We start from the raw sequence: 17,159 nt of genomic DNA, 5'->3' as shown, positions 1-17,159 counted from the left end.
TCTAACTTCGGCCCATTCTCGCTCGGCTCGTCCTATCGGGCGTGGCGCGGCCGCGTCCAAAGCTCGCGATCGCGCGGCGCCGGCGGATAGCGGCGCGTGCGGGTCGCCGCCTGCCAGCACGCCTTTGCGATCCACCCCAGCTTCGCGAGGCGCCCGGTGTGGACCCGATGATCCCACGCATGCTCGCCGCGCGCGGCGACTTCGCGGGCGATGTCGCCGTAGATGCCGGCCGCCGCCAGCACCGCCCAGGCCGATCGCAGCGGCAGCGCGGGCGTGCCGGGTCGCGCGCTCGCCTCATAGGCCTGCGCCCGCTCGGCGAGCCGCCGCGCGAGCACCGTCAGGCGGCTTCGGAAGGGCGGCTTCATGTGCTGCCCGGGCGGAATGTCCATCTCGGCGAGCCACTCCATCGGCAGATAGCATCGGCCGATGCGGTCGTCGGCCTCGATGTCGCGCGCGATGTTGGCGAGCTGAAAGGCGAGGCCCAGGTCGCAGGCGCGGTCGAGCGTCTCGTCGTCGGCGGGATCGATGCCCATGATCACTGCCATCATGCATCCGACCGCGCCGGCGACATGATAGCAATAGCGCATCAGATCGGCCTCGCTGCGCGGTCGCCAGTCGTCGGCGTCGAGCGCGAATCCTTCGACCAGATCATTGGCGAAGCCGTGCGGCAGGCGCGTTTCGCTCGCGACGATCCGCAGCGCGTCGAACGCCGGATCGCCGACCTGCTCGCCCGCCAATGCGGTCGCCGTCGCCTCGCGGATCAGCGCCAGCCGCTCCTGCGGATTGCGGACCGGAACCGCGCCATGGCCATGCTCCTGCCCGTCGGCCAGATCGTCGCAGCGGCGGCACCAGGCATAGAGCAGCCAGGCGCGCTCGCGCGTTGCGCGGTCGAACAGCCGCGATGCGGCGGCAAAGCTCTTCGAACCGCGCGCGATCGATTCCTGTGCGGTGGCGACGATCGCGGCGCGGGACGGCTGGGCGCTCACAATTGCTCGCGGGTCATCCGGATGATCGGAACCGCCGGCTCGAAACCGGCCATCCGATCGAGCAACGGCTGCAGTTCGGCCTCGACGATCAGCAGCCCCCGGTGCTGCGGCCGCACGAAGCCCGTGGCGCCCATATGGTCCCAGAATTCGACCAGCTTGTCGTAATAGCCGGCGACATTGAGCAGCCCGATCGGATCGCCGTGATAGCCGAGCTGCGCCCAGCTCAGCGCCTCGAACAGCTCGTCCATCGTGCCGGTGCCGCCGGGCAGATTGATGAAACCGTCCGCCAGTTCGGTGAACCGCGCCTTGCGCTCGTGCATCGTCTGAACGGTTTCGAGCGCGGTGAGCCCGCGGTGCGCCACTTCGGCGTCGACCAGCGCCTGCGGGATTACGCCGATCACCTCGCCGCCGGCTTCCAGCGCCGCATCGGCGACCGCGCCCATCAGCCCCAGCCGCCCGCCGCCATAGACCACGCCGATCCCGCGCTCGGCAAGGCCCCGCCCCACCGATCGCGCCGCTTCCAGATAGACCGGATCGGCGGGCGTCGCCGATCCGCAATACACCGCCACGCGGCGCATCAGGCGCCGTCCAGCATCAGCGCCGCAGTCGCCTTGGCGCTTCCCACCACGCCGGGAATGCCCGCGCCGGGATGGGTGCCTGCGCCGACGAAATAGAGGTTGCCGATCTGGTCGTCGCGATTGTGGACGCGGAACCAGGCGCTCTGCGTCAGGATCGGCTCCAGGCTGAACGCCGAGCCGAGATGGGCGTTGAGATCGTGCGTGAAATCGGGCGGCGCATAGTGGAAGCGCGTGACGATCCGTTCGCGCAGCTTCGGCACCATGCGCTTCTCCACTTCGGCAAGGATGCGCTCCTCCAGCATCGGTCCGATCTCGGACCAGTCGGCGGGAAACTTCCCCAGATGCGGCACCGGCGCCAGCGCGTAGAAGGTAGCGTGATCGGGCGGTGCCATCGACGGATCGGTCGCGGTCGGATGGTGGAGGTAGAGCGAGAAATCCTCGCTCAGCACCCCGTGGTCGTAGATGTCGGCAAGCAGCCCCTTGTAGCGCGGGCCGAACAGGATGCTGTGGTGCGGCACCTCGGGGCAGGCGCCCTCCACGCCGAAATGTACCACGAACAGCGAGGGCGAGAAGCGCTTGCGCTCGAGCCGCGATGCGGTCCGCCGCGCGCTGCGCGATTCCTTGAGCAAGTGGCGATAGCTGTGCACCACATCGGCGTTGCTCGCCAGCGCATCGACCTTGAGCTCGAAGCCGGATTGCGTGCGCACGCCTGTCACTCGGTCGCCCAGCGTGTCGATCGCCGCTACCGGATCGCCGAGCCGCAGCGTCCCGCCCAGCCGCTCGAAGTGAGTCACCATCGCCGCGACCAGCCGGTTGGTGCCCCCCATCGCGAACCATACGCCGCCGTCGCGCTCGAGCTTGTGGATCAGCGCATAGATCGCGCTGGTCTTCATCGGGTCGCCGCCCACCAGCAGCGTGTGGAACGACAGCGCCTGGCGCAGCTTCTCGTTCTTCACGAAGCGCGACACCATCGAATACACCGATCGCCACGCCTGGTGCTGCGCCAGCGCCGGCGCCGCCTTCACCATCGACGCGAAATCGAGGAACGCGACATGGCCGAGCTTCACATAGCCTTCGCGATACACCGCCTCGGAATAGGCGAGGAAGCGGCGGTACCCGTCGACATCCTCGGGGTCGAGCCGCGCGATCTCGGCGCGCAGCTGCGCATCGTCGTTCGAATAGTCGAACCGCGTCCCGTCGGGCCAGTCGAGCCGGTAGAAGGGGGATACCGGAACCAGCTTCACGTCCTCGGCGATGTCGTGACCGCTGATCTGCCACAGCTCGGCCAGCGCCTCGGGCGCCGTGATGACCGTCGGGCCCGCGTCGAAGGTAAAGCCGTCCTTCTCCCAGAAATAGGCGCGCCCGCCCGGTTTGTCGCGCGCCTCGAGAATGGTGGTGTCGACGCCCGCCGACTGGAGACGGATCGCCAGCGCGAGGCCGCCGAATCCGGCCCCGATCACTGCTGCTTGCTTCACGTACGCTTCTCCCGGATCGCGGCGACCGCCTTGCCGATCGGCACCGGCGGCTTGCCGCTCAGCACGCGCAGCCGGTCGGTCGCCGTCGAATGGCCGGCATAGAAGCGCGCGATCAGCCCCGCGTCCAGCCGATAGAATCGTTCGAGGATGCGATAGCGCTCGCCCGGCTCGGCGGCGCGAAACAGCATCGCCGCGAGCATACGGTAGAAACGCCGCTTCTTCCACGTCTTGCGCGCATGGCCATGGAGCAGCTCGTGCAGCGCCGCGCCCGACAGATCGGGCGCATTCGCCACCAGCACGGCGGTTCGCACCGCGTCGGGCAGCGAATAGCCGGTCATCGGATGAAACAGCCCCGCGCGGATTCCCGCCTTGGCGACTCGGTTGCCGCCCGATCGCCAATATTCCTCGAAATCTCCGCCCATGGCGACGGGCAGCGCCCCGCCCTCCTCGCGCGCGACGCGCTCGACCTGCCAGCCGCGCGCCGCGACATAGGCGTCGATTCGCCCGCGCAACGCATCGGCATCGATCTCCGGCCCGTCGCTGTAATAGGTGTCTTCGACGAACACCCGCGTCGCCGCAAAGGGCAGCGTATAGACGAAGCGATAGCCGTCGATCTGTTCGACGGTAGCGTCCATCACGATCGGCCGCTTCAGATCGTGCGGCTCGTCGAGCCGGAATTCGCGCCCCAGGAATTTCTGCCAGCCGAGCTCGAGCTGCGACAGGTCGGCCGCGCCGCGGCAGTCGATCACGCCGCCGGCCTCGATCCGGTCGCCATCGGCCAGCACCACTGCCTTCGCGCTCGCGCCCAGCACCTTGCGCTTCAGCATCAGCGCGGCTTCGGGCAGCGTCTCGCGCACCAGCTGGTCGAGCCGTTCGGATTCGATCGAGTAATAGGGCGTCTTGAGCCGCCGGCCATGCGCGGGAAAGGCGACGTCATAGCCGGTCCAGCCGTAGCTGACGAGCGGCGCCACCAGCCAGCGGTCCTGCGCCGAGACATCGTCGGCGAAGAACGACCAGATGTGATTGCCGCCGATCCGGCCCGATGCCTCGACCAGTCGCACGTCGCAATCGGGGCGCTTCTTCCTGAGCGCTAGCGCCAGCAATCCGCCCGCGAGTCCGCCGCCAACGATCGCGACGTCGCAGGAGAGGGTGGATGGCATGTCCGGCGGTTAGCGAATCGCGTGCGGCGGGGAAAGCCCCGGCGCGCGCCTTCAGGCGAGCAGCGTCTCGATCAGCACCGGGCGATAGTCGCGGGCATCCACTCCGACGTCGATCTGCCGCGGCATCGGCTTCAGCCGGCCGTGGCTGTGGCCGTGCAGGTTGAGCGCGCCCTTGTGCTGGCCGTTCCAGCTCCGGAACGGATAGTGACACAGCACCAGCAGCCGGTCGCGCACGGTCAGCTCGCGATAGTCCTGCACGCTCTCCCATCCCTGCGCCTGCGCCACTTCGTCGGGATCGTTGTTGCCGCGCACCAGATGCTTGCGGCCGTTCAGCCGCGCGAGCAGCGCCGCTGCCTCGCTCGCCTTTCGGCAGAAATCGCCGAGGTGCCACACGATGTCGTCCGGCGCGATCGCCGCGTTCCAGTTGGCAAGGATCGCCGCATCCATTTCGGCCACGCTGCCGAACGGCCGCTTGTGGATGTTGAGCGTGCGGTGATCGCCGAAATGCGTGTCGCTGGTGAAGAAAAGTGCCACCGATGCCTCCCGCCGATCGAACCGGCCGCGCCGAACCAAAGTTCCGCATTTTCGTTGGCAGCGCAGGCGAGGAGGAACGGTGATGAAATCGGCAATCGTAACGGGTGGCGCACAGGGGATCGGCCGCGGGATCGTCCAGCATCTGCTCGATCAGGGATGGCGCGTCGGCATCTTCGACGCTGATGGCGAAGCGGTTGCCGAGATGCGCGAGCGTCTCCCCCAGGCGCCGCTCTTCGCACGCACCGTCGACGTCGGCGACGAAAGCGCCGTCGCCGATGCGGTCGCCGCCTGGCGCGGCTTCGCCGGCGACCGGCTCGATCTGCTCGTCAGCAACGCCGGCATCGCCGATCCCTATACCGGTCCGATCGAGGATCTCGCCCTCGAAACCTGGCGGAAGTGGCAGGACAGCCACCTCACCGGCGGCTTTCTGATGACGCGCGCCTGCGTCCCGCTGCTGCGGCCCGCGAAGGGCTCGATCGTGTTCATGGCATCGACGCGCGCGCTTCAGTCGGAGCCGCAGACCGAAGCCTATGCCGCCGCCAAGGGCGGGCTGTGTGCGCTCACCCACGCACTCGCGATCAGCCTCGGGCCCGACATCCGCGTCAACGCGATCCTTCCCGGCTGGATCGAGACTCGCGACTGGCAGAAGGCAGGCGAACGCCAGCCGGTCGAGCATCGCCCGATCGACTGCGAGCAGCATCCGGTCGGCCGGGTGGGCACGCCGCAGGACATCGCCGCCACGGTGGCGTTTCTCGCCAGCGAGGGCGCGGGTTTCATCACCGGCCAGCAGTTCGTCGTCGACGGCGGCATGACCCGCAAGATGATCTACGCCGATTGAATGGAAGACATCCTCGCGTCCGATCTCGATGTGCTGATCGTCGGCTTCAATCCGGGCATCCGCTCGGGAGATACCGGCCACCACTATGCCGGGCACGGCAATCAGTTCTGGCGGCTGCTCCACGCGAGCGGCCTGACGCCGCGGCTGCTCCGTCCCGACGAATGCCGCGCGCTGCTGGATCACGGCATCGGCTCGACCAACCTCGTCGCGCGCGCCACTGCCACCGCCGCCGAACTCGGTCGCGCCGAGCTGCGCGCGGGCGTGCCCCGGCTGGCGGAGATCGTCGCGCGCTGCCGCCCTCGCGCGATCGGCTATACGGGCAAGGGCGTCTATCTCGCCGCCGCCGGGCGCGCCCGCGCCGATTGGGGGCTTCAGCGCGCCAGCCTCTTTCCGCCCGCGCGCGACGTCGTGCTTCCGTCGCCCAGCGGTCTCGCCCGGCTGCGGTTCGAGGAAAAGCTGCGGTGGTTCCGCGAACTCGCTGCGGCTGCCGAGCGGGCGGGGCCCTAGTTCCGCCGCATGGGCCTGGCGGCGTTTCCAGCCGGTCGCGGCCGGTGTAGGGTAGCGCGACAATGACGGTCGCTCTCGCCATCCTCCTGTCCGCGCTCGCGATGACGCTGATCGTCGGCGTGCGCTATCTGATCGCCAGCGGAGGCTTCGCGCTGGCGACGCGGCTGCGGCATCCGGGCCTCTACGCCGGGCTCGACGCGCAGGTGCGCCGCGAGATCGGCTGGTCGCTGGCGAGCGCGGCGATCTACGGGATTCCCGCCGGGATCGTCGCCTGGGGATGGCAGAATCACGGCTGGACACGGATCTACACCGATGTCTCCGCCTGGCCGCTCTGGTATCTGCCGCTGTCGGTGCTGCTCTATCTCTTCGCGCACGACAGCTGGTTCTACTGGACCCACCGCTGGATGCATCGGCCGAAGTGGTTCCGCATCGCCCATGCCGTGCACCACGCCAGCCGTCCGCCCACCGCCTGGGCGGCGATGAGCTTCCATCCGATCGAGGCGCTCACGGGGGCGGTGGTGATTCCGCTGCTGGTGTTCGTGATTCCGATCCATGTCGGCGCGCTGGGGCTGGTGCTGGCGATCATGACGGTTATGGGTGTGACCAATCACATGGGGTGGGAGATTTTCCCCCGGTTCATGTGGCGGGGGACAGTGGGGGCCTGGCTGATCACGGCGAGCCATCATCAGCGCCATCACGAGCAATATGGGTGCAACTATGGGCTCTACTTCCGCTTCTGGGATCGGCTTTGCGGCACCGATAGGGGGACGGGCGACTTCGCGCGCGATCGCGCTGCTGCTCGCCGCCGCGCTGCTGCCCGCGATGGCGCCGCTGGAAGAGCCGTCGGCAAGCCTTGAGATCGAGTTTGCTGCGCTGCGCTCGGAACGCGGCGTGTTGCGCCTCTGCCTGACCCGCGATCCGGCGAGTTTTCCCGATTGTCACGACGATGCCGTCGCGATCACGCGCACGGTTCCGGCGACGGTGGCCAGCCTCCGGCTCGAGCGGCTCGCTCCCGGCGCCTATGCGCTTGCCGTGATCCACGACGAGAACGGGAATGCGCGGCTCGACACCTTTGCCGGCATCCCGCGTGAGGGCTTCGGCTTCTCGCAGAACCCGGCAGTCGGTTTCGGCCCGCCGCGGTTCGCCGCCGCACGCTTCGCGCTGCCGGCCGAGGGCGCGACTCAGCGGGTGCGGCTGCGCTATCTTCTCTGAGCCGCATCCCCGCGCGGACCCTATTGCCCGGAACCGCGTTTCGCACCCGCAACATTCTTCGCAGGAGTGACTTCGTGCCCCCAGCGCTTCGCCGTGCCGCCTTTCTCGTCGCGACCTTGTTCGCCACGCCCGTTCTGGCGCAGGATCGCAGCGCCGATGCCGGTGGCGATTTCGTCATGGCCGGAGCCGCCGGCGTGGTGCTTCCGCAATATGAAGGCTCGGGCGACACGTCGATCACGCCCGCGCCGGGTGCGATCGGCCGCGTCTCGGGATTTGCCTTCCAGTTCATCGGCAATCGGCTGAGCGTCGATCTGGTCCGCGACAGCGGCGGCCCCGGCTGGGACATTCAGGCCGGACCCTCGCTCGTGCTCGATTTCAATCGCACCAGCGCGGATTCGATCGACGACCCGCGCGTTGCGGCGCTTCCGGAGCGCAATACCGGCATCGAACTCGGCGGCTATGTCGGCGTCGCGCGCGTCGGCGTGGTCACCAGCGACTATGACCGGCTTTCGGTCACGCTCAGCTATCGCTACGACGTCAACGGCGCGCACGAAAGCGGCATTCTCTCGCCATCGGTCAGCTATATGACTCCGCTCAGCCGCAAGGCCGCGGTCGCGGTGTTCGCCTCGGCCGAGCGCGTCGCAAACGGCTATGCCGATGCCTATTTCAGCGTCACCCCCGCCGATGCGGCGGCCAGCGGCCTGCCCGCCTATGATGCCGATGGCGGGTGGAAGAACTGGGGCATCGGCGCGGGCACTGCCGTCTCGCTCACCGGCGATCTCACCGGCGGGCTCCAGCTCGTCGCAGGCGGCATGTATCGCCGCCTGGTCAACGATTTCGCCGACAGTCCGGTCACGCGCGCGGGGTCGCGTGACCAGTGGATGGGCGCTATCGGCCTCGCCTACTCCTTCTGACTCTCCGGCGCCGCCGCGCCCTCGGCGGCCGCGATCAGCGCCTGGAGCGCCGCCATATGGCTCGCGAACGCCTTGCGCCCCGCGCGGGTGAAGGCGGCCCAGGTGCGCTGGCGCCCGTCCATCTTCGCCTTCTTGAGCGTGACATAGCCTGCTTCGCTCAGCGCCGAGAGATGCTTGGACAGCACGCTGTCGCTCACCTCCAGCACCTCGCGCAGCGTCGCGAACTCGACTTCGTCGGCGCGTGCGAGCATCGCCGCGATCTGCAGCCGCGCGGGCGCGTGCAGCGCCGGATCGACCTGCGGGGCGCGGCTCACTGCGCTGCTCCCGAGGCCAGCTCGGCCCGGTACAGCCGCTCCCACCACAGGCTCGCGGCGGTGCACCCGGCCCAGACGACCGCCGCGATCGCCAGCACGCGCGGATCGACCCCTTCCGCGTCGCGCAGCGCCAGCGCGCCGATAACGCCCGCGAGCGCCAGGATCACCGCGATCGCCAGCGCCGGCCAGGTCCGCCGTCCTTGCAGCCCGGAAACGAACATGCCGTGGCGCTTCTTGTCGTCGAGGATCAGCACTGCGGTGAGGGCGCATCCCGCGCCCATTGCGGCGATCCCGACCGGATGGCCCGTGCCGATCCCGCCGACGATCAGCGCCTCGCACAGGCCGAACATCGCATGGCGGCGGAACGGCCAGCGCATGCGCGTGGCCATTCGCTGGTCGGTCTGCTGCACCTGGGCAAGTGCGGCGCGGGCTTCCTCGGGACTCATGGCTTGGCTCCTCGTTTTCCAATATGGAAAGCCATAGCGCGAGTCTTTCCACTTTGGCAAGTCAAAACTTTCCACTGTGGAAAGCGAATTCGTGCCCTGTCGCCGTCGCCGCGAAGCTGTTACACAGGCGCTATCCCCGGGGGACCGCTGCAACGGCGGTTGAGAGGCAGGCACGAGCCTGCGACCCGCAGAACCTGATCCGGTTGACACCGGCGTAGGGAGGGAGCGGCGTTCGCCTCGCGAAATCCGTGTCCCTCCGCATGAGGAGCGATACGATGGCCGACAACCCCGCATTCCCCGAGCTCAAGGTCACCACCGGCGCGATCCGCGGCAGCCGCAAGGTGCACGTCGGTCCGCTGAAGGTCGCGATGCGCGAGATCGATCTCGAGCCTTCGTCGGGCGAGCCGCCGCTGCGCGTCTATGATCCCTCGGGCCCCTATACCGATCCGAACGCGCGGATCGACATCATGGCCGGCCTGCCCGAGCTGCGGCGCGACTGGATTCGCGGTCGCGGCGATGTCGAGGAAGTCGCCCAGCGCGAAGTGAAGCCCGAGGACAACGGCATGTCGGGGCCGGACCGGTCGGGCGGCGTCCAGCCCTTCCCCAACGTCCGCAAGACGGTGCTGCGCGCGAAACCGGGGATGAACGTCAGCCAGATGCACTATGCCCGCCGCGGCATCGTCACGCCCGAAATGGAATATGTCGCGATCCGCGAGAATCTGGGCCGCGACGCGATGCACGCCGCCGCCACCCGCGACGGCGAGAGCTTCGGCGCCGCGATCCCCGATCACGTCACGCCCGAATTCGTCCGCGACGAAGTCGCGCGCGGCCGCGCGATCATCCCCAGCAACATCAACCACCCCGAGTCCGAGCCGATGGCGATCGGCCGCAACTTCCTGGTCAAGATCAACGCCAATATCGGCAACTCCGCCGTCGCCTCCGACGTGGCGAGCGAAGTCGACAAGATGGTCTGGGCCACGCGCTGGGGCGCCGACACGGTGATGGACCTCTCCACCGGACGCAACATCCATGACACGCGCGAATGGATCCTCCGCAACAGCCCCGTGCCGATCGGCACTGTCCCCATCTATCAGGCGCTCGAGAAAGTCGGCGGCATCGCCGAGGATCTGACCTGGGAAATCTTCCGCGACACGCTCGTCGAGCAGGCCGAGCAGGGCGTCGACTATTTCACCATCCACGCCGGCGTCCGCCTGCCCTATGTCCCGCTCACCGCCAAGCGCGTCACCGGCATCGTCAGCCGCGGGGGCAGCATCATGGCGAAATGGTGCCTCGCGCATCACAAGGAGTCGTTCCTCTACGAGCGGTTCGAGGAAATCTGCGAGCTGATGAAGGCCTATGACGTCGCCTTCTCGCTGGGCGACGGCCTGCGCCCCGGCAGCATCGCCGACGCCAACGACGAAGCGCAGTTCGCCGAGCTCTACACGCTGGGCGAACTGACGAAGAAGGCGTGGGAGCACGACGTCCAGGTGATGATCGAAGGCCCCGGCCATGTGCCGATGCACAAGATCAAGGAGAATATGGACAAGCAGCTCGAAGCGTGCGGCGAGGCGCCCTTCTACACGCTCGGGCCGCTCACCACCGATATCGCGCCGGGCTACGATCATATCACCAGCGGCATCGGCGCCGCGATGATCGGCTGGTATGGCACCGCGATGCTCTGCTACGTCACGCCCAAGGAGCATCTCGGCCTCCCCGATCGCGACGATGTGAAGGTCGGCGTGGTGACCTACAAGCTCGCCGCCCACGCCGCCGATCTGGCCAAGGGCCACCCGGCGGCAAAGCTGCGCGACGATGCCTTGTCACGCGCCCGCTTCGAATTCCGCTGGCGCGACCAGTTCAACCTGTCGCTCGATCCCGACACCGCCGAGCAATACCACGACCAGACGCTCCCCGCCGAAGGCGCCAAGACCGCCCATTTCTGCTCGATGTGCGGACCGAAATTCTGCTCGATGAAGATCACGCAGGAAGTTCGAGAATTTGCTGCGGGACGCGCAGCAAATAGCGGCCATCCGGGGGATGGACGCGATCTCGAACTCGGGACTTTCGCGGCGAAGCAAAATCAGGGCGCCGAGGGGTTCCTCGCCGCCAATCCTCCCCGGCACGGAGTGTCAGGTGAGATTGCCCCCGGCAATCTCAGCGCATCCCGGGGGGATGCGCGACCTAACACTGGGGACCATGCGCAGCATGGTGGAGGGGGCTCACCCCTGAGCAACGCCGACGCCGGAATGGAAGCGATGAGCAAGGTATTCAAGGAAACCGGCAGCGAACTTTACCTGGGTGCCGGTGGGCGGGAGCGAGATTGAGGCAATGAGAGTGCAAGAACGGCGAGGTGTCAGAGATTGGCCTTGATCTGCTCTTTCAGCATTCCGCTCATCATGTTCTGCAGCGTCTGCAATGCGACGGGCGGCGCGGCACCCTGAGCGTATGCATCATCTGCAGCACGGAGTGCGTCATAGTACGGCTGCCGATTGCCTACAATTTGCTCAATGATCGAGTTGCGGGACGGCAGGAGTCTGCCATGTTTGACGTTTAGCACCATGTAGGAAGCCGCCCGGGAGGTTCGGCCGTTTCCGTTCTCGAACGGGTGAATCCAGTTTAGCCGCCAGAGCACGAATGATGCCAGATGGACTAAGTCAGCAGTGTCCCAGTTCGCATTCACGTAGTCGCACATCGTGCGCATATGGCTGGGTACATCAAGCCAATTGGGAGGCTTGTGGGGAGAGTTGGTGATCGTCACCGGCACCTGCCGATACTGGCCTGGCGTATCAAGTAGGCGGTTCATTGCAACAGAGTGTAGCCGTTGCAGGAGGTCCTCAGAGAAAGAGAAACGGGAGCCTGCATTGCAAGCTCCCGTCACGATCGCATCTACCAGCTCGTGGAGCCTGTAGACGTTCTCTAGTTTGCGGAAAAAGCGATCTTGCCCGTTCGACATTGAACGAGCTTAAGCCGCTTCCTCCTCACGGGCCAGCATAATTGTGCGTGTTGCCTTCATGGTGGCTACCGTGATGCGCTTATCGGTTAGCTGTCCGTTGGCTGCAGCAAGTGCAATGCGATTTTCTTCAATCTCATTCTGCGACAGCTCCACGGACTTCGACCGCTCAAGCAAAGCTCTGAGTTCGTCGTCCATACCAGCTCTCCTTCCCCCGATGAGCCCCGAGACGTCAGGCCGCGAGGCCCAACGACAACGCACCTCACCATAACATGTTCCGCCTTAACAAACCGTAACGCCATCAAATGCGATACGTTTGTAAGCGTCGATGCTGCTGGTTTGGTGCGGCTGCAATGACTATTGACACATCAATCCAACATTGCAAGCCCGCCGTATATAGGGGTTAAACCGGATCTCAGGTCACAACGGCTTGAGTACGGGTCACACGACCCTTTCACTTGCGATTCGCATATGGAGGCAGGATGCCGCTCGACAAAACGTGGGAACGGCGCGCAAGCGGGACGTTGAAGGCAGAACTGAAACGAAGGGGTGTGACGTACGCTCAGCTTGCATCGCGGTTGCGCGAAATCGGCGTAGCTGAGTCGGAGCCCAATATCCGAAACAAGCTCGCTCGTGGAAAATTCACTGCAGTGTTCCTGCTTCAGTGTCTCTCCGCAATCGGAGCAACTACATTGCATATAGGTGACTAATTGAACAGAGGGGCCTGGGCGCCAGATGGGTTCAATGACAGATTCGGGGCACCGGATTCCGGGAAGTTCCGGAGACACAATACCAACGTCACCCCCCCCCGGATCGCCGCCGCCGCGCTTCCGCGCACCCCTTCCCCCCGCTCCGCATCTCGGGCTAGGCCGCGCCAATGGCCGATCTCTATCTCAAGAAGCTCGAATCCGAACGCCGCCAGCTCTGGGCGGCCTGTCGCCTCAAGGGGCTGGCAAAGGATACGCCCGAGCGGCAGCGGATCGCCGCGCTTGACGAGGCGATCGCCGCGCACAAGGCGCGCAAGCCCGGCTGAGCGCTGCGGGGCGCCCCGCTGATCCGATCGCGCCCTCGCGCGTTTGCCCCGGCATGACGCACCCTCCCGCCACCGCCACCGCCCCCGCCACAGCCACAGCCCCCGCCACCGCGCCCCTCGCCGTCCCGCAAACCGCGCATGCCGTGCTCAAGGCCGGCCGGTTCCGCGCCTCGGCCAGGGTCCGGGTCACGCCGCTCGGCCTGGTCGCGATCGGCGGCCTCGTCTCGGCCATCCTGCTTTCGGTCCCGCCGATCGTTCGCGCCGCCGGCGATGTCGCGGCAAAGCGGCCGCGCGGCTGACGCGCCGCCGCCCTGCGCGCTTGACCCTCCCGCCGTTGCGCCGCGCACCGGATCTTGCCCAAGGGGGATCGCGGGGCGCCCCGCGTCTTACTGCGCCTGATGGATGCCGATCGGCCACACCTCGGGCCGTTTCGGTCCTGCACCGCCCGTCCGCCGCTGTCCTACACGCGCGCTTTCTGCTTCATCCTGCGGGATGACGCATGGCAGATCCCCGATTCCGCCCGAACCGGCCTCGGACCGCGAACCCTTCGCCGCCGGCTTCGATCCCGTTCCCACGCCGCGCCGCCATGATGGCTGGAGCGCCGAGAAACAGGTCGAGTTCATCGAGGCGCTGGCCGCCTCGGGCTGCGTCGATCACGCCGCGCGCGCGGTCGGCATGCACGCCAGCTCGGCCTATCGGCTGCGCGCCCGGCCGGATGCCACGTCGTTCCGGGCGGCCTGGGAACATGCGCTCGAATATGCCGTCCAGCGGCTCGCCGAAGCCACGCTCTCGCGCGCGATCCACGGCGTGGCGCGTCCGGTCTTCTATCAGGGCGAGATCATCGGCGAACGGCGCTATTATGACGAGCGGCTCGCGATGTTCATCCTGCGCATGCGCGATCCCGTCCGCTACGGCGCCTGGATCGACGGCTATGTCGCCGCGCGTGCGCCCGATGCCGAGGCACAGGGCTTCGCGCGCGCCGCCAGTCGCCTCGCGGACGATGCCTGGGCCGACGAACTCGGCGCCCCCCGGCCCCGCACGCCGGTCGGCTTTCCCGAACGCTTCCACCGCAGCGAGGAGCAGTTGCACGCCGAGCGCGTCGCCCATGACGAGATGCTCGCGCGGCAGCGGCGCAGCGAGCCCCCGATGTGGGATCCCCAGTTCCGCGCCGATTACCGTCGCGCCCATCCCAGCATATGGCGGGAGGAGGAGGAGGAGGAGGACGAAGAAGGGGGGACGTAGCGTCGCATTCGCTGCGTTCGGGTATCAGGGTGCCACAAGCGGCGCCCGATTCGCGCCGGATGCAGCGCTGCTGAAACCTCGCGGCGGGCCCGCGGGTTCGATCGGGCATGACTTCAGCCGACACGCCTTCTCCCGCCGCCGACGATACGCCGCTCGATTACGCGCTCGCCGCCGCCGGTCCGATCACGCCCGATCGCAGCGCCGAGGCGCGGCGGCATCCGGGCCTGCTGCTCGCCGCCGCGCTCGCCGCTGCGGCGGTGCTGCTGATCGCGGTGCTCGGCGCCACGCTTGCGCGCGGTGTCCAGTTCGAGTTCGATCGCGCGGTGCTGCTCGCGCTGCGCCATGGCGGTGCGCCGGGCGTGCCGGTGGGGCCCGGCTGGTTCGAACAGGCGATGCTCGACATCACTGCCCTGGGCGGCGGAACGGTGCTCACGCTCGTCACGCTCGCCGCGATCGGCTGGCTGCTGCTGCGCCGTCATGTGCTCACCGCCGCGCTGCTCGCGGCCGGGGTCGTCAGCGGCTCGCTGGCGATCGCCGCGGCCAAGGCGATCGTGGGCCGGGTGCGCCCCGAATTCGTCGACCATCTGGTCGAGGCCGGATCGGCGAGCTTCCCCAGCGGCCATTCGGGCAACAGCGCGATCGTCTATGCCACGCTCGCGCTGCTCCTCGCCCAGATCACCGCGGGGCGGCGCGAGCGGCTGTATCTGGCGGGCGGCGCGCTGCTGCTGGTGCTGTTGATCGGGTTCAGCCGCATGTATCTGGGGGTGCATTTCCCCAGCGACGTGCTGGCGGGGTGGAGCTTCGGGCTGCTCTGGGCGCTCGGCTGGTGGGCGCTCGGCGGCTGGCTGCGCGATCGCGCCGGTCGCCGCCGCGCGGCGGCGCCATGAGCGTCGCGCCGAACGTTGGCCGCGCGCCAATGGCGGCGGAGCGCCGGCGCGGCGGGAACCGCCCCGGCTCGCGCTCGTTCCCGGCGCCATGAAGAGGATCCTCGCCGCGGGCGCACTCGCGCTCAGCCTCGCCGCCTGCTCGCCCGCTCCGGAAGAGAGTGCTGCGGGGGCCCCGAACGCCATGGTGACTGCGGAGATCGGCGCGACCGACGGCAGCGATGCCGCTGCCAACGCCGCCGCGCCCGCCGCGGGCGACCCCGTGCTGACTCTCGAGGGACTGGGCGCGCTGCGCATCGGCCAGCCGGTCCCCACCGATTCCAGCTGGGCCGTCCGCGGCGCACAGGAGTCGGATGCGTGCACCGCCATCCGCTCGCCCGACTACCCCGGCGTCTATGCGATCGTCGAACGGGGCGCCGTTCGCCGCATCACCGTGGCCGAGGGATCCGACGTGGAACTGATCGAAGGGATCGGCGTCGGGGCGAGCGAATCGGCGGTGCGCGCCGATTTCGCCGGCTTCCGCGAAGAGCCGCACAAATATGTCGCGGCGCCCGCCAAATATCTCACCGCGCCCAACGCCGACAGCGGCGATCCGGCGCTGCGCTTCGAAATCGGAGAGCTCGGCACCGTTACTGCGATCCACATCGGCACGATGCCCGTGCTCGGCTATGTCGAGGGGTGCGGCTGATCCGTCGGCTGCGCGGGGCCGGCGCTGCGGCGTCGAGTCAGGCCGCCGCGCTGCGCCGCTCCGTGCGGCCGCCGCCGCAACGCGCCGCCTTCGCCGCGTACAGGCGCATGTCCGCGGCGTGCAGCAGCGCGCCCATCGCCGCGCCGTCGCGGTCGCTCGCCGCGCTGCCGAGGCTGCATCCCACGTGCAGTGCCGTTCCGTTATACTCGATCGGCAGCGCCAGTGCGGCGGCGAGCGCTTCGATCTCGTGCCGCGCCTGGCTCGCTGCGCCGTCGGCGAACAGCAGCGCGAATTCGTCGCCGCCCAGCCGCGCAACCGACAGCGCGCTCGGCGCCAGCGCGGTCATCCGCCGCGCGATCTCGATCAGCACGGCGTCGCCCGCGGCATGGCCGTGCGTGTCGTTCACCGGCTTGAAACCGTCGAGATCGCCCAGCGCCACGATCACCGGAGCGCCGGCATCGAGTTGCGCCTCCAGCTTGCGGTCGAACGCCAGCCGATTGTCGAGCCCGGTGAGCGCGTCGGCTTCGGCCATCCGCTCCAGCCGCGCCTCCAGCGCCAGCGTGGCGATCGTTTCGCGGAACTTGGCGAGCACCACGCCCGCCTGCATCAGCGTAACCAGGGCCAGCATCGCGGCCATCGCGCGCAGCGATCCATAGTCGTAGGAAGCAAGCTTGACGATGATCGGCGCCAGCGTGGCGGCCATCGCCGCGATCGCCGCGCCGGGCACGCTCAACAGGCAGGTCGCGGCGACGATCGCCGAAATGCCGATGAATACCGGCGCGGTCATGCAATAATATTGCTCGGTCTCGGTGAAGGCGTTGACGCACCAGAAGCCCGCGACCAGCCCCAGCGCTCCGGCGAGCGCAGCGGCGCGGCGGTGCTGGCGGCGCGCCGCTTCCGCGCTGACGGGTCGCTTTGCGATCCGGCTCGCGGCGAGCACGGCCAGACAGGCGCCGACGATGATCACCGGTGGCGCCGCCTGTTGCCACCAGGGCAGGTCGCCCAGCACGGCATAGGCCATCGCCAGCGCGTTCGCGGCGATCAGCAGGCACATCAGCGGGAGGAATGCGTGCAGCCGCTCGCTTTGTTGCAGCGCCAGCCGGTCGGCAATCGCGGCAGGCACGCGGGGAATCAGGCGCCGCTCCGCACGCGGCCATCCCGCGTGCGGCTTCTGAGTCTTCCCCTTGGCGGCCGTTGTGATGTTCATCGCTCCCTCGTGCCGAGGTAGGCCGCAGGACGTTAAGATCGGATCAATGCTCGCGCACCGCTGTCGAGCGCCCCACCCACCGCTGATGCGGCCGGGCCACGCCCCAGATCGAGGCAGGTGCGGGGGATCTCCGACAGCGCACCGCTTTCCGAAGGCGTGGAGCGATCCGGCGGGTTTCGCGTTCGCCACTC

22 protein-coding genes and 1 riboswitch are annotated in these 17,159 nt (G+C 68.1%); of the genes, 12 read left to right on the top strand and 10 right to left on the bottom strand.

All coding sequences use genetic code 11. The annotated features are described in order from the left end of the window. Positions 1-32 precede the first annotated feature (32 nt). From ACQ450_RS09850 to ACQ450_RS09830, 5 genes are read right to left on the bottom strand one after another with little or no spacing between them, the layout of a single operon-like run. A complete protein-coding gene (locus tag ACQ450_RS09850; RefSeq protein ID WP_431471201.1) occupies positions 33-989 on the bottom strand; it encodes a phytoene/squalene synthase family protein in 957 nt (318 codons plus the stop codon). Continuing rightward, a complete protein-coding gene (locus ACQ450_RS09845; RefSeq protein ID WP_431469136.1) occupies positions 983-1,564 on the bottom strand; it encodes a TIGR00730 family Rossman fold protein in 582 nt (193 codons plus the stop codon). Before ACQ450_RS09845 ends, ACQ450_RS09850 begins: the two co-directional genes overlap by 7 nt. Further along, positions 1,564-3,039 (bottom strand): phytoene desaturase, encoded by a 1,476-nt coding sequence (locus tag ACQ450_RS09840; protein WP_431469135.1) that lies wholly within the window; start codon positions 3,037-3,039, stop codon positions 1,564-1,566. The genes ACQ450_RS09845 and ACQ450_RS09840 overlap by 1 nt, the downstream gene beginning before the upstream one ends. Then, complete coding sequence (gene crtY, locus ACQ450_RS09835; RefSeq protein ID WP_431469134.1) at positions 3,036-4,199, bottom strand: lycopene beta-cyclase CrtY; 1,164 nt, start codon at positions 4,197-4,199, stop codon at positions 3,036-3,038. Before crtY ends, ACQ450_RS09840 begins: the two co-directional genes overlap by 4 nt. Positions 4,200-4,250: 51 nt before the next feature. Then, positions 4,251-4,733: a metallophosphoesterase family protein gene (locus tag ACQ450_RS09830; RefSeq protein ID WP_431469133.1), complete on the bottom strand. Its 483-nt coding sequence runs from the start codon at positions 4,731-4,733 to the stop codon at positions 4,251-4,253. Between the two features lie 82 nt (positions 4,734-4,815). Here ACQ450_RS09830 and ACQ450_RS09825 point away from each other — a divergent pair, with 82 nt between their 5' ends. From ACQ450_RS09825 to ACQ450_RS09805, 5 genes are all read left to right on the top strand, one after another. Continuing rightward, a complete protein-coding gene (locus ACQ450_RS09825) occupies positions 4,816-5,571 on the top strand; it encodes an SDR family oxidoreductase (RefSeq protein WP_431469132.1) in 756 nt (251 codons plus the stop codon). Continuing rightward, positions 5,572-6,078 carry a mismatch-specific DNA-glycosylase gene (locus ACQ450_RS09820; protein WP_431469131.1) on the top strand — a complete coding sequence of 169 codons (507 nt, stop codon included), beginning with the start codon at positions 5,572-5,574 and terminating at the stop codon, positions 6,076-6,078. Positions 6,079-6,140: 62 nt separating this feature from the next. Further along, entirely contained in the window at positions 6,141-6,935 is a 795-nt protein-coding gene (locus ACQ450_RS09815; protein WP_431469130.1) for a sterol desaturase family protein, read from the top strand. Further along, positions 6,901-7,290 carry a DUF2141 domain-containing protein gene (locus ACQ450_RS09810; RefSeq protein ID WP_431469129.1) on the top strand — a complete coding sequence of 130 codons (390 nt, stop codon included), beginning with the start codon at positions 6,901-6,903 and terminating at the stop codon, positions 7,288-7,290. The genes ACQ450_RS09815 and ACQ450_RS09810 overlap by 35 nt, the downstream gene beginning before the upstream one ends. Before the next feature lie 74 nt (positions 7,291-7,364). Beyond that, positions 7,365-8,204 carry a MipA/OmpV family protein gene (locus tag ACQ450_RS09805; protein WP_431469128.1) on the top strand — a complete coding sequence of 280 codons (840 nt, stop codon included), beginning with the start codon at positions 7,365-7,367 and terminating at the stop codon, positions 8,202-8,204. Here ACQ450_RS09805 and ACQ450_RS09800 read toward each other — a convergent pair. Then, entirely contained in the window at positions 8,192-8,518 is a 327-nt protein-coding gene (locus tag ACQ450_RS09800; RefSeq protein ID WP_431469127.1) for a transcriptional regulator, read from the bottom strand. The two genes, ACQ450_RS09805 and ACQ450_RS09800, sit on opposite strands and share 13 nt — an antisense overlap. Further along, complete coding sequence (locus ACQ450_RS09795; RefSeq protein ID WP_431469126.1) at positions 8,515-8,964, bottom strand: hypothetical protein; 450 nt, start codon at positions 8,962-8,964, stop codon at positions 8,515-8,517. The genes ACQ450_RS09800 and ACQ450_RS09795 overlap by 4 nt, the downstream gene beginning before the upstream one ends. 127 nt (positions 8,965-9,091) lie before the next feature. After that, a riboswitch (TPP riboswitch) is annotated at positions 9,092-9,202 on the top strand. Between the two features lie 37 nt (positions 9,203-9,239). On the opposite strand from ACQ450_RS09795, the gene thiC reads away from it, so the two are divergent. Beyond that, positions 9,240-11,288: a phosphomethylpyrimidine synthase ThiC gene (gene thiC, locus ACQ450_RS09790; protein ID WP_431469125.1), complete on the top strand. Its 2,049-nt coding sequence runs from the start codon at positions 9,240-9,242 to the stop codon at positions 11,286-11,288. A 29-nt stretch (positions 11,289-11,317) separates the two neighbouring features. Here thiC and ACQ450_RS09785 read toward each other — a convergent pair whose 3' ends face one another. After that, positions 11,318-11,767, bottom strand: coding sequence for a Fic family protein (locus tag ACQ450_RS09785; protein WP_431469124.1), 450 nt, complete (start codon positions 11,765-11,767; stop codon positions 11,318-11,320). A gap of 159 nt (positions 11,768-11,926) precedes the next feature. Beyond that, entirely contained in the window at positions 11,927-12,112 is a 186-nt protein-coding gene (locus tag ACQ450_RS09780) for a hypothetical protein (RefSeq protein ID WP_431469123.1), read from the bottom strand. A 284-nt stretch (positions 12,113-12,396) separates the two neighbouring features. Here ACQ450_RS09780 and ACQ450_RS09775 point away from each other — a divergent pair, with 284 nt between their 5' ends. From ACQ450_RS09775 to ACQ450_RS09750, 6 genes are all read left to right on the top strand, one after another. Beyond that, positions 12,397-12,624: a DUF6471 domain-containing protein gene (locus ACQ450_RS09775; RefSeq protein ID WP_431469122.1), complete on the top strand. Its 228-nt coding sequence runs from the start codon at positions 12,397-12,399 to the stop codon at positions 12,622-12,624. 167 nt (positions 12,625-12,791) lie between these two features. Continuing rightward, positions 12,792-12,947: a hypothetical protein gene (locus ACQ450_RS09770; protein WP_188053146.1), complete on the top strand. Its 156-nt coding sequence runs from the start codon at positions 12,792-12,794 to the stop codon at positions 12,945-12,947. A gap of 53 nt (positions 12,948-13,000) precedes the next feature. Beyond that, positions 13,001-13,246: a hypothetical protein gene (locus ACQ450_RS09765; RefSeq protein WP_431469121.1), complete on the top strand. Its 246-nt coding sequence runs from the start codon at positions 13,001-13,003 to the stop codon at positions 13,244-13,246. A gap of 193 nt (positions 13,247-13,439) precedes the next feature. Further along, positions 13,440-14,189, top strand: a complete 750-nt coding sequence (locus ACQ450_RS09760) for a hypothetical protein (protein WP_431469120.1) — start codon at positions 13,440-13,442, stop codon at positions 14,187-14,189. Between the two features lie 107 nt (positions 14,190-14,296). After that, entirely contained in the window at positions 14,297-15,076 is a 780-nt protein-coding gene (locus tag ACQ450_RS09755; RefSeq protein WP_431469119.1) for a phosphatase PAP2 family protein, read from the top strand. A gap of 88 nt (positions 15,077-15,164) precedes the next feature. Continuing rightward, positions 15,165-15,761 carry a hypothetical protein gene (locus tag ACQ450_RS09750; protein ID WP_431469118.1) on the top strand — a complete coding sequence of 199 codons (597 nt, stop codon included), beginning with the start codon at positions 15,165-15,167 and terminating at the stop codon, positions 15,759-15,761. 37 nt (positions 15,762-15,798) lie between these two features. On the opposite strand, the gene ACQ450_RS09745 is transcribed toward ACQ450_RS09750, so the two are convergent. Next, positions 15,799-16,968 carry a diguanylate cyclase domain-containing protein gene (locus tag ACQ450_RS09745; RefSeq protein ID WP_431469117.1) on the bottom strand — a complete coding sequence of 390 codons (1,170 nt, stop codon included), beginning with the start codon at positions 16,966-16,968 and terminating at the stop codon, positions 15,799-15,801. Between the last annotated feature and the right edge of the window lie 191 nt (positions 16,969-17,159).

This window comes from Sphingosinithalassobacter sp. LHW66-3 (assembly GCF_050703275.1).
Taxonomy (GTDB): domain Bacteria; phylum Pseudomonadota; class Alphaproteobacteria; order Sphingomonadales; family Sphingomonadaceae; genus Sphingomonas.
This window is presented reverse-complemented; position numbering and strand designations above follow the sequence as displayed.

What these genes read in the sequence shown, in the direction of transcription:
- ACQ450_RS09745 (WP_431469117.1), bottom strand. Translation starts at nt 16,968, where the DNA reads ATGAACATCACAACGGCCGCCAAGGGGAAGACTCAGAAGCCGCACGCG.
- ACQ450_RS09775 (WP_431469122.1), top strand. Translation starts at nt 12,397, where the DNA reads ATGCCGCTCGACAAAACGTGGGAACGGCGCGCAAGCGGGACGTTGAAG.
- ACQ450_RS09755 (WP_431469119.1), top strand. Translation starts at nt 14,297, where the DNA reads ATGACTTCAGCCGACACGCCTTCTCCCGCCGCCGACGATACGCCGCTC.
- ACQ450_RS09845 (WP_431469136.1), bottom strand. Translation starts at nt 1,564, where the DNA reads ATGCGCCGCGTGGCGGTGTATTGCGGATCGGCGACGCCCGCCGATCCG.
- crtY (WP_431469134.1), bottom strand. Translation starts at nt 4,199, where the DNA reads ATGCCATCCACCCTCTCCTGCGACGTCGCGATCGTTGGCGGCGGACTC.
- ACQ450_RS09810 (WP_431469129.1), top strand. Translation starts at nt 6,901, where the DNA reads ATGGCGCCGCTGGAAGAGCCGTCGGCAAGCCTTGAGATCGAGTTTGCT.
- ACQ450_RS09820 (WP_431469131.1), top strand. Translation starts at nt 5,572, where the DNA reads ATGGAAGACATCCTCGCGTCCGATCTCGATGTGCTGATCGTCGGCTTC.
- ACQ450_RS09795 (WP_431469126.1), bottom strand. Translation starts at nt 8,964, where the DNA reads ATGAGTCCCGAGGAAGCCCGCGCCGCACTTGCCCAGGTGCAGCAGACC.
- ACQ450_RS09770 (WP_188053146.1), top strand. Translation starts at nt 12,792, where the DNA reads ATGGCCGATCTCTATCTCAAGAAGCTCGAATCCGAACGCCGCCAGCTC.
- ACQ450_RS09780 (WP_431469123.1), bottom strand. Translation starts at nt 12,112, where the DNA reads ATGGACGACGAACTCAGAGCTTTGCTTGAGCGGTCGAAGTCCGTGGAG.
- ACQ450_RS09760 (WP_431469120.1), top strand. Translation starts at nt 13,440, where the DNA reads ATGACGCATGGCAGATCCCCGATTCCGCCCGAACCGGCCTCGGACCGC.
- ACQ450_RS09825 (WP_431469132.1), top strand. Translation starts at nt 4,816, where the DNA reads ATGAAATCGGCAATCGTAACGGGTGGCGCACAGGGGATCGGCCGCGGG.
- thiC (WP_431469125.1), top strand. Translation starts at nt 9,240, where the DNA reads ATGGCCGACAACCCCGCATTCCCCGAGCTCAAGGTCACCACCGGCGCG.
- ACQ450_RS09815 (WP_431469130.1), top strand. Translation starts at nt 6,141, where the DNA reads ATGACGGTCGCTCTCGCCATCCTCCTGTCCGCGCTCGCGATGACGCTG.
- ACQ450_RS09750 (WP_431469118.1), top strand. Translation starts at nt 15,165, where the DNA reads ATGAAGAGGATCCTCGCCGCGGGCGCACTCGCGCTCAGCCTCGCCGCC.
- ACQ450_RS09765 (WP_431469121.1), top strand. Translation starts at nt 13,001, where the DNA reads ATGACGCACCCTCCCGCCACCGCCACCGCCCCCGCCACAGCCACAGCC.
- ACQ450_RS09785 (WP_431469124.1), bottom strand. Translation starts at nt 11,767, where the DNA reads ATGAACCGCCTACTTGATACGCCAGGCCAGTATCGGCAGGTGCCGGTG.